The organism is Endozoicomonas sp. YOMI1 (assembly GCF_024606345.1).
In the GTDB taxonomy this organism is placed as follows: Bacteria; Pseudomonadota; Gammaproteobacteria; order Pseudomonadales; family Endozoicomonadaceae; genus Endozoicomonas.
Genome location: NZ_JAHHPM010000120.1, coordinates 1 through 9,023 on the forward strand (window position 1 = coordinate 1; position 9,023 = coordinate 9,023).

Below are 9,023 nucleotides of genomic sequence, written 5' to 3' on the forward strand. Positions count from 1 at the left end.
TTATGATCCAAGGCTCAAGCTGCCTTTATGCCAGTCCTAAATACAATACACCACCAAACAGGGAAATGACTGTATTATTGCGACCAAAAGACCTGCTCAGGCCAAGTCTTGCAGGGTTTGTTGCGTTCGTTGCTTTTTATTTCAACTGCACGGCGTACCACTGTTTGTCCAACCCAGGCTCTCAGGGCAGAATGACCTGGGTAGATTTTCGGGTCTGTGGTATCTGCTGGCCCGGGGTCACCCAGGTTATTGGTACAGGCCATAATCGGCGCAACGCTGTATGCAGGCTCAGGCGCAAGTCCAGCAGATGCGATAGGGACCGATATTTTTTCGGTTATTTTATATCCTGCTATAATCAGGCTCTTATTGATTTTCATCTGTTGTCGTCTGTTTTGTCCATCAACGATTCCGGGTGATGAACCAGGTAGTGCAGTCTTAACAGGTGCAACTCATCATAAGGAACCTGTTCCTGCATCGCATCAAAAAGTGGTCGTAAACGGTCGGTTCCATGGGTGTTAATGGCTTCCACAACACGGACCTGCTGTTCAGGTAATAATCGGGACTGTCGGAGAAAGGCATCCGAAAGCGGTAGATGAGCGACTTCCGTCTGGTATTTATAGAGATGGCTGAGCAGGGTAGACAACTTCAGATTGAACTCATCCTGAAGACGGTTGAGGCAGTTATGCTGGCTGAACGACTCCCCAACCTCAACATGTCTGCCCCGGCTTGCAGTTCGATGACGGGGGCGGCTTTCAATGGCAGAGGGTTTTGCGATCTCTTCTATCTGATGTTTTTCGCAGAATGAAATGATTTCATGGAGAAACGCATCGCCATAGTGATCAAGTTTTACCTGACCAACACCACTGATCTGAAGCAGACTGTACCTGGATTGTGGAAATCTGGCCGACATTTCAATCAGGGTTTTATCAGAAAAAATAACGTAAGGCGGCACGTTCTCCTGATCTGCCAGCACCTTGCGACAGGCTCTGAGAATATTAAACAACTCGTGGTTATAATCCAGGCTGCTCTGTTTTTCTGTTGATGCTTTACTGGCAGGTTCTGCTCTTTGCGTGAGCCTGAGCTGGATTTGCTGAGAGCCCTTGAGTACTGCACGGGCATTGTCGGTCAGTTTTAAGCTGCCGTATTCCGCATCCTGAAGTACCAGGTTTTCCTGTATCAATTTACGAGCCAGCTGCTGCCACTGGGGTTTGGTCAATTCAGTACCGATGCCGTAGGTGGGAATCTGGTCATGTTGGCGTTCCAGGATTCTTTTGGATTTGGAACCTCGCAGCACATCAATAATATAGGCCACACCAAAGAGCTGCCCTGTGCGATAGATGCAGGACAGCAGTTTCTGAGCGGGCACGGTCACATCGGTAAACGGTTGTTTCTCGGATAAGCAGTTGTCGCAAAGCTGGCAGTTTTCCTGGCTATAGGCTTCGCCAAAATAGTGAAGCAGCGGTGCTCTCCGGCACTCCTCGGATTCTGCATAGCCGATCAGGGCATTCAGGTGCTGATTGGCGATGCGCTGTTCCGAATCGGGTTTCTGGTTGATAAAGAACTTTACCTTCTGAATATCGCCATAGCTGAACAGGAAGTGGCAGTTGGCAGGCAGACCGTCCCGCCCGGCACGACCGATCTGCTGATAGTAGCTTTCAATATTCTGGGGCATATCAAAGTGGAGAACAAAACGAACATTGGATTTATTGATGCCCATGCCAAAGGCTACGGTGGCGACCATGATCTGAATATCATCCCGGATAAAAGCGGACTGGTTGGCCTTCCTTACTTCACTGGCAAGCCCGGCATGATAGGGCGCTACGGAACAACCGTTATCCGCGAGAATCTGGGTCAGCTCATCCACCTGTTTCCTGGAATTGCAGTAGATAATGCCGGACTGGTTCTGGTATTTCTCAATCAGCTGCAGGGTCTGGTCAACAGGTTTCTTCTTCTCTATCACTTCCAGAAAGAGATTGGTCCGGTTAAAGCTGGCGATAAACTCATTGGAGTCGGACATCTGCAGACTGGTTTTAATATCCTGCTGTACCCTTGGTGTGGCAGTGGCTGTCAGTGCGACACAGACGGCACCGGGAAAGTGTCGGCGCACCTCTGCCAGTTGTCGGTATTCCGGGCGGAAGTCATGGCCCCATTCGGAGATGCAATGGGCTTCATCAATGGTCAGGCAGTCAATGTTGAGGGAGCTGAGCAGGTGTTGCGTACGTTCCAGCATCAGGGTTTCCGGCGCCATATACAGCAGCTTGATATTGCCATTCTGCACCTGAGCCAGAGTGTGATGGTAATCAGTACTGCTTAGCGTGCTGTTTAACAGGGCAGCGGAGATGCCCAGTGACGTCAGTTGATTGACCTGATCTTCCATCAGGGAGATCAGGGGCGAGATTACCAGGGTCAGACCCGGAAAGATCAGAGCCGGGATCTGGTAACAGATAGACTTTCCACCACCGGTGGGCATGATGGCCAGCGTGTCGTTGCGAGCCAGTATGTTGTCAATAATGGCGCTCTGGTGTGAGCGAAATGCGTCGTATCCAAAGACGGAATTAAGTATTTCTAGTGCTGATCCGGACATGGCTATGTTCTGTTTATACTCTCTGTGCTGGGGTGCTGCTTCCGCCATTTAAGAAAGTGGGTGCATTATGTTAGAAGGGCATTCCAGGTGGCTGTCCGGGAACTGCCCATCCTGCCAATGAGAGCGTCAATGCTTTCTCAATTGATCCAAATATTAATTTGAATTCAGGCTGTTTCAGGTTAGAAATCCCAATGTTTGTCCTTTTTACCGTCTTTATGCTGCCATTTTCAACCTTTTTGCTGGTTCATTAAGGTGGCTTGTTTTCGTGGAAATGAATTTGGCAATTTTTTTTGAAGTTATTTTCATTGGCATAGTGGGATAGGTAGCCAGCCCATGCCCGGCAGAGCCTTCTGACTCAAAGCAAGAATAGCCTTCTCACTGCTTTTTGCTTAAAAAATACTCGGTAATAGCATTTTTCGGAGGTACCAACCTATGAGGCTGTCCGAGAATAGACTGCCGCACATTTCCCGACTTTGTTTTTCTTGTTGAGATTGTCATACTTGACCGCAATTTTTTTCAGGGTTCTGAGGTCGTGTTTCATTACTTGTATTGTGTAGTAAATGCGTAGCAAATGGCAGTCGATTTCGGGGTTTTTCAGATTATTTCAGTGGACCTTAGTGGTTAATGAATCAACCTATTGTTAATAAAGAGGAAACTGCGGTTTCACCGGAGCGGCGATTTGCCGTTGCACCGATGATGTACTGGACTGACAGGCACTGTCGCTACTTTCATCGGGTTCTGTCTGAGCGGGCATTGCTGTACACCGAGATGGTCACCACCGGTGCCCTGGTATTCGGCGATAAAGACCGGTTTTTACAGCATGATGCATTTGAGTACCCATTGGCCATTCAGCTGGGTGGACATGATGCCAGCGATCTTGCCTTTTGTGCCGGGCTGGCGGAAGAATGGGGTTATCAGGAAGTAAACCTGAACGTGGGCTGTCCCAGTGATCGTGTGCAAAATGGCCGTATTGGTGCCTGTCTGATGGCAGAGCCGGAAACCGTAGCCAATGCCGTCAGGGCCATGAAAGCGCGTGTGGCCATTCCGGTAACGGTAAAGCATCGTATCGGTATTGATGGTCGTGAGTCCTGGGAAGAGTTGCTGGACTTTGTTGGTACCGTGGCACAAGCGGGGTGCGATACTTTTATTGTTCATGCCCGTATTGCCGTTCTGGAGGGGCTCTCTCCCAAAGAGAATCGGGAGATTCCACCATTGAAGCCAGATTGGGTGTATGAACTCAAAACTCAGTTTCCCGGGCTGAATATTTCTATTAATGGCGGTATCAAGACCTTTGAGGAGATCGATCATCACCTGAAGTACGTTGATGGTGTAATGCTTGGTCGTGAAGCCTACCAGAATCCCTATCTGCTATCAGAGGTGGATGGCCGGCTCTATGGTTGTCAGCAGCCAGTGCAGAGTCGCGCTGAAGTGATTGATAAGATGCTTCCCTATATTGAGTCAGAGCTTGCTAAAGGAACATGGCTCAGCCATATTACCCGCCATATGCTGGGGCTTTATCATGGTGTACCCGGCGGTCGGCGCTTCCGCAGGCATATCAGTGAAAACGCTCATAAAGCCGGTGCCGGGATTGATGTGCTGCTTGATGCTGTCAAGCTTGTGGAAAGTGTGTAATACCTGAAGACAACCTGAAGACAACTGTCAGGCAGTCACCTCAGGCTGCCTGCAGCGCTCCAGTTGTTTAACCAGATCACTGAAGGCTTTCTGGTTGTTTTCATTCAGGCTCATAAGCGTCCTGTGGGCGTCCAGTACCCGGGCATGAATGGACTCCTCGCTGCAGTCCTCGCATTCAATTTCCTGGTATTCGCAGGTATGACTTGCGACATCTTCAACAACGATAAAGATTCGCTCAAAACCCATGCTCATGAGGATTCTGGTGATATCAGGGCGGGGAGATATCAGCACTGGCCGCTGGTCTATCTGCTTTCTGGCCATAATGGATAATTTCGCCAATAGCCCAAGCGATGTACTGTCGATGGTTTCAGCCTCTGAAAGATCAACAATCACAGAACGAAATCGCGGCTCTTCGAACATGGCCTGAAGCAAATTCTCCAGACTGGAGCAAAGGGTGAGTCGAACTTCTCCGATCAGCTTAAGTACATAGGTACCTTCACTTTCGGCAAACTGGATTTTTCCGGGTGTCATAATCAGTATCGAGCCAGTATTAACATTGCAATGTCATCAGGAGCTTCCTGAATATCATTGAGCCCCAGCCTTTCTGTCAATGTTGCTATGGTGTCGGCACCTTCTCCGATAACCGATAATAAATACGCTTCCTTTTCTTTAAGGCTTTTCTGGGGCAAAACCTCAAGAATACCATCGGAAAGGATAGTTAAGCTGAATTGCCGGGGCAAGTCTATAATGACATCCTCATAGACAGCGTCTTCAAACAATCCTACCGGTAAGCCTTTGCCTTCGAGAAAGCGGACCTTTTTGCCTTCTTCAGCGATCACAGGTAATGGAAAATGTCCGCCAAACGAGTAGGTAAGCGTCTGGTCACGGGTATTGACTATGCCACCAAAAACGGTGACATGTTTTCCCAGTCCGGTTTTTAGCAGGCTCTGGTTAATGTAACTCAGGACATGTGAAGGTTTGACCCTGATTTTACCGCCATTGCGATTATTGTTGTGATAATCCTGAAGCAGGCTGATGGACATATGCTTGAGAAGCACAGTAACAAAGGCCGATGACGCGCCATGTCCGGAAACATCGGCCAGATAAAATGCAAAACTGTGGTCGCTCAGCGTGAAATAGTCGACAAAATCTCCGCTTAAATAGAGGGATGGGATGATGTTGTGGTCAACTTTAAAATCCTTATATTCCAGCGGGTGTCTGGGCAGCATATTCATCTGTACCTGACGGCCGGCTTTCTGGTCCTCCTGCAGCAGGGTCAGACTGCTCTTCAAAGAGTTGATGGCTTCTTCGAGGCTTGCCCGGTAGCGCTTGTTTTCCATCAGTAACTGGGCTTTTTCAAGAGCCCGGTGGATGGCGTACTCTAATACCTCAAGATCAACGATCGGCTTAACCAGGAAATCGCTGGCACCAAGGTGAAGGGCTTCAACAACGTCGGTCATGACGCCAGCACCGGAGACAACAATAAAGGGTATGTCACTGGCTTCACTGCGCACCTGGCTCAGCATGGTCAGTCCATCCATGACCGGCATGCGAAGATCACACAGAATCAGGTCTGGTTGGCATTCGCGAAAAATATGCAGGCCCTGCTGTCCATTCCCGGCTTCATGGGTTTTGAAGCCAATGCCTTTCAGGTAAGCGACAATGCTTTCACGTACTATGGTGTCATCGTCGATGACCAGAATGGTACTGCCGGTCATGGATACACCCGCAAAGTAAAGTGAATATAAGGACCTGCTTGAACCCGATACATTCGGATAAAAAAACCACATTAAAATGTAAAGTTAAGGGAAAAATACTCCCAAGCTGCCTTGGCTGCAAGCGGGAGTATTGGCAAATTAATGTGTTTGCTTAAAGTCATCGGAGCCAATGGCTGATGCGATTGTCATTCACGATTTATAGTTAGAAGTCATCTTCAGGCAGCTGACCGGTAATCAAATATTCACGTCTTTGTAAATAAGAGTCTCTGATAAAAGTGTAACGGTCTCCAAGAATCAGCTCTTCAGCATCCAGGAGTTGAGCGCGACTATTGATGAGGTCAATACTGCCGACAATCAAGCGATCCCGCTCAGTTTCGTGATAGGTTACCGGATTGGTTAATGCATCAGGAATCCGGCCAACGCCGGAACGTAAAGTGCTCGGGCCAAGTAACGGGAGCACAAGATAAGGTCCGGACGGTACCCCCCAGTTGGCAAAAGCCAGCCCGAAATCGCTATAGCGCTTATCAAGCCCTATGGGCGTAGCTACATCAATCAGGCCAAGAATACCCGCCGTTGAATTGATGATGAGGCGGCCTGATGACACCAGTGCATCCCGACCTTTGAGCTGGACGCCGGCACTGACGATATTTCTCAGTTCCCCGAGGTTGCTGAAGAAGTTGATGACTAATGTTTGCACCGGCCTGGGGGTCACAAAGTTGTAGGTCTTTGCCGCTGGCTTCAGAGCATAATTATCCAGGGTGTCATTCAGTTTAAACACCTTACGGTTCCAGCTTTCCAGTGGGTCATCGTAAGAAATGGGTTCAGTGCCAAAAGTGAAAGTGGGCAAGAGTATCAGCACCATTACGACAACTGAACGAACAATAATCGCAGGAGAATGATTCACACGTTTGATCCTTGATTCCTTGTTAATTTTTCCACGTCTGCAATGACTCAGGCACACCTATGCTCTATTGAATGCGATGACGGGATGAGCTTCGCAAACGGTAGTCCTGGACTGTTAGCTGTCGGGATGAGTTATAAAAAAACGACTTAAGGACTATTCTAACTTGATCTCATGTACTATTGCCAATTCATGGTTATTGACACTATCGTAATATTTTAGCGTAGTTTCAGGAGTTGAAAAAAATCATGACCTTGTTTTATGCTAACTTTCTGATAGTAAAGAAAATGGCTCATAAAAGTGTTGAGTAATCTATGATTATCTTGGTTAAATAAACATCATAGAATCTGGCAAAAATTTCTCTGGTCCATCGTCTTTGTTCAAATGAAAAGAAGTCCAGTCACCACTTGAGAAAAGTTATCCATGACATTTTCAGCGGCTGACACCAATGCCACATCACAATGATGGTCCATAGTACAAATGTCAGACGTTCGAGCCCGGTTTCAATCTTTAAACAAATGCACTGTCAGATACGCCAGCAGGGGCCCATGACCTGGGCAGGCGCAATGCCCACCACCATTTTACCCGCCAATACGCGTTTAAAATCGTTGATCCCAATCGGGAATTATTACCCATTTATTCTTTAATATCATAAAAAATTATTTTTTTATTTTTAAAATATTTATTTGACCGGGAAACTAATTAGTAACTTTCCACTCTAAGACAAGAGTTCAACTTTATCGACTTCGAATAAAAAAAGAGAGGGAATGATCATGGGGCCTGAACCTGTTAATAATCCGGTGAATACTCTGGTTGCCAATGCGGGGCCGAATACAGCCCATTCATCCGCTATCAAGGATGTGAATGATGGAGCCAATGCTATTCATAAAACCACCAAGGCTGCGGTTGATGATCTGGGCTTTAATAAACCCAGTCTTATCAAATGGGGGAAATGGCTTGTTGGTAAGCTTGGTCCGTTTGGCTACGTTGTCACAATTGTACTTAGCCCGATACTCATTCCTGCCTCCCTGACCTATGATGCCGGCAGAGGTATGAAACTCCTGTTCCGCAAGATCACCAGGGTTGAAGAGCCGGTTCAAAAGCTCCTGCCAATGGTGGCAAAGCAGGTTGAAGATGCCAGGAAGCTTGAGCAGCACAAACAGGATCTTGAGTCCAGAAGTGCTGAAATCTCTAACCAGTTGGCAGCCTTGAAGGTTCACTCGGGTGAGTTAAAGGGTTCAAATGATCAATTTGCTCAGCGGGCACAGCAGTTGGATCAAAAATTAAACCGGGAGCAGAACAGAAATCATGAACTCAATATTCTGCTGGAGCAGTTAGTTAGACGAGCAGACGATCTTGAGCTTGAGAATGCTGACAGCAGTAAACGTTATCAGGCTTTAAAAGTTGCACTGGACAAACAACTGGCTGAAAAATCGTTACGTATTCAGCAGTTCTCCAAAGAGCTTGAAGCAGCCCGCCAGCAACATGATCAGGAAGATGATATCTGGGCCAGACAGGCTCAGGCTGATGAAATTCGTTCTCTTGAGTGTAAATTGGCTGCAGACCGACAGCAGATGTGTGATTTAGAGGCCCGGTATCAGGCAAAGGTACGCACTTTAGAAGGGCAGCATCAGTTTGAAGTGATGGAGTTAGAGGCGCAGCATCGACTTGAAGTGGAAGCGTTAGAGACTCATCATCAAGACCACATGCAGGCTCTCAATGTTCAAAACGAGGCGAAGGTACAAGAGCTTCTCCGGGAAATCAGCGACTTGCATGAATTGGCGAAAACAAAAGAGCATAATCTTGAGGATCGGCTGAAACCAGTGGTAGAACTGCTTGAAACCAAGATAGCCGAGGTGGAACAGCAGCTTGAAGCCAGGAACACCCGGATAGCCCAGCTTAATCAGCAATGCAGTGAGTCAACCGAAGAATGCCTGCATCTGAAATTGCAGCTGGATGAACTTAATGAAAAAAGGCTGGAGGAACTAAACCTCAAAAAGCTTGCCCAGATGATGTATGAGAATGATGTTCAGAAACTTCAGGAGAAACTGGATGAGATGTCATCCAGTGCTGAAATGGTGTCACGCCACGTTCAGACAGCTGCAGTCACAGTAATCGAACCCCGGGAGCGGGTCGATACGGCTTCTCAGGCAGATATCGAGCCACCGGTACTGATCGATACGGCTTC

The 9,023-nt window shown here is 47.7% G+C and carries 6 protein-coding genes; 2 read left to right on the plus strand and 4 right to left on the minus strand.

What is annotated here, in order from left to right:
• Nucleotides 1–373 precede the first annotated feature (373 nt).
• Nucleotides 374–2,632: a DNA helicase RecQ gene (recQ, locus tag KDK15_RS04485; RefSeq protein WP_257294167.1), complete on the minus strand. Its 2,259-nt coding sequence runs from the start codon at nucleotides 2,630–2,632 to the stop codon at nucleotides 374–376.
• Between the two features lie 576 nt (nucleotides 2,633–3,208).
• Between recQ and dusA the strand changes: the two genes are divergently transcribed.
• Nucleotides 3,209–4,216, plus strand: a complete 1,008-nt coding sequence (gene dusA, locus KDK15_RS04490; RefSeq protein ID WP_257294168.1) for a tRNA dihydrouridine(20/20a) synthase DusA — start codon at nucleotides 3,209–3,211, stop codon at nucleotides 4,214–4,216.
• Between the two features lie 27 nt (nucleotides 4,217–4,243).
• Here dusA and KDK15_RS04495 read toward each other — a convergent pair whose 3' ends face one another.
• From KDK15_RS04495 to KDK15_RS04505, 3 genes are all read right to left on the minus strand, one after another.
• A complete protein-coding gene (locus tag KDK15_RS04495) occupies nucleotides 4,244–4,747 on the minus strand; it encodes an STAS domain-containing protein (RefSeq protein ID WP_257294169.1) in 504 nt (167 codons plus the stop codon).
• Nucleotides 4,748–4,749: 2 nt separating this feature from the next.
• Nucleotides 4,750–5,934, minus strand: coding sequence for a SpoIIE family protein phosphatase (locus KDK15_RS04500; protein WP_257294170.1), 1,185 nt, complete (start codon nucleotides 5,932–5,934; stop codon nucleotides 4,750–4,752).
• Nucleotides 5,935–6,136: 202 nt separating this feature from the next.
• Nucleotides 6,137–6,838 carry a VacJ family lipoprotein gene (locus KDK15_RS04505; RefSeq protein WP_257294171.1) on the minus strand — a complete coding sequence of 234 codons (702 nt, stop codon included), beginning with the start codon at nucleotides 6,836–6,838 and terminating at the stop codon, nucleotides 6,137–6,139.
• Between the two features lie 770 nt (nucleotides 6,839–7,608).
• Between KDK15_RS04505 and KDK15_RS04510 the strand changes: the two genes are divergently transcribed.
• The coding region (locus KDK15_RS04510; protein WP_257294172.1) for a hypothetical protein at nucleotides 7,609–9,023 on the plus strand (1,415 nt) is incomplete at its 3' end.

What these genes read in the sequence shown, in the direction of transcription:
- recQ (WP_257294167.1), bottom strand. Translation starts at nt 2,632, where the DNA reads ATGGCGGAAGCAGCACCCCAGCACAGAGAGTATAAACAGAACATAGCC.
- dusA (WP_257294168.1), top strand. Translation starts at nt 3,209, where the DNA reads ATGAATCAACCTATTGTTAATAAAGAGGAAACTGCGGTTTCACCGGAG.
- KDK15_RS04495 (WP_257294169.1), bottom strand. Translation starts at nt 4,747, where the DNA reads ATGACACCCGGAAAAATCCAGTTTGCCGAAAGTGAAGGTACCTATGTA.
- KDK15_RS04500 (WP_257294170.1), bottom strand. Translation starts at nt 5,934, where the DNA reads ATGACCGGCAGTACCATTCTGGTCATCGACGATGACACCATAGTACGT.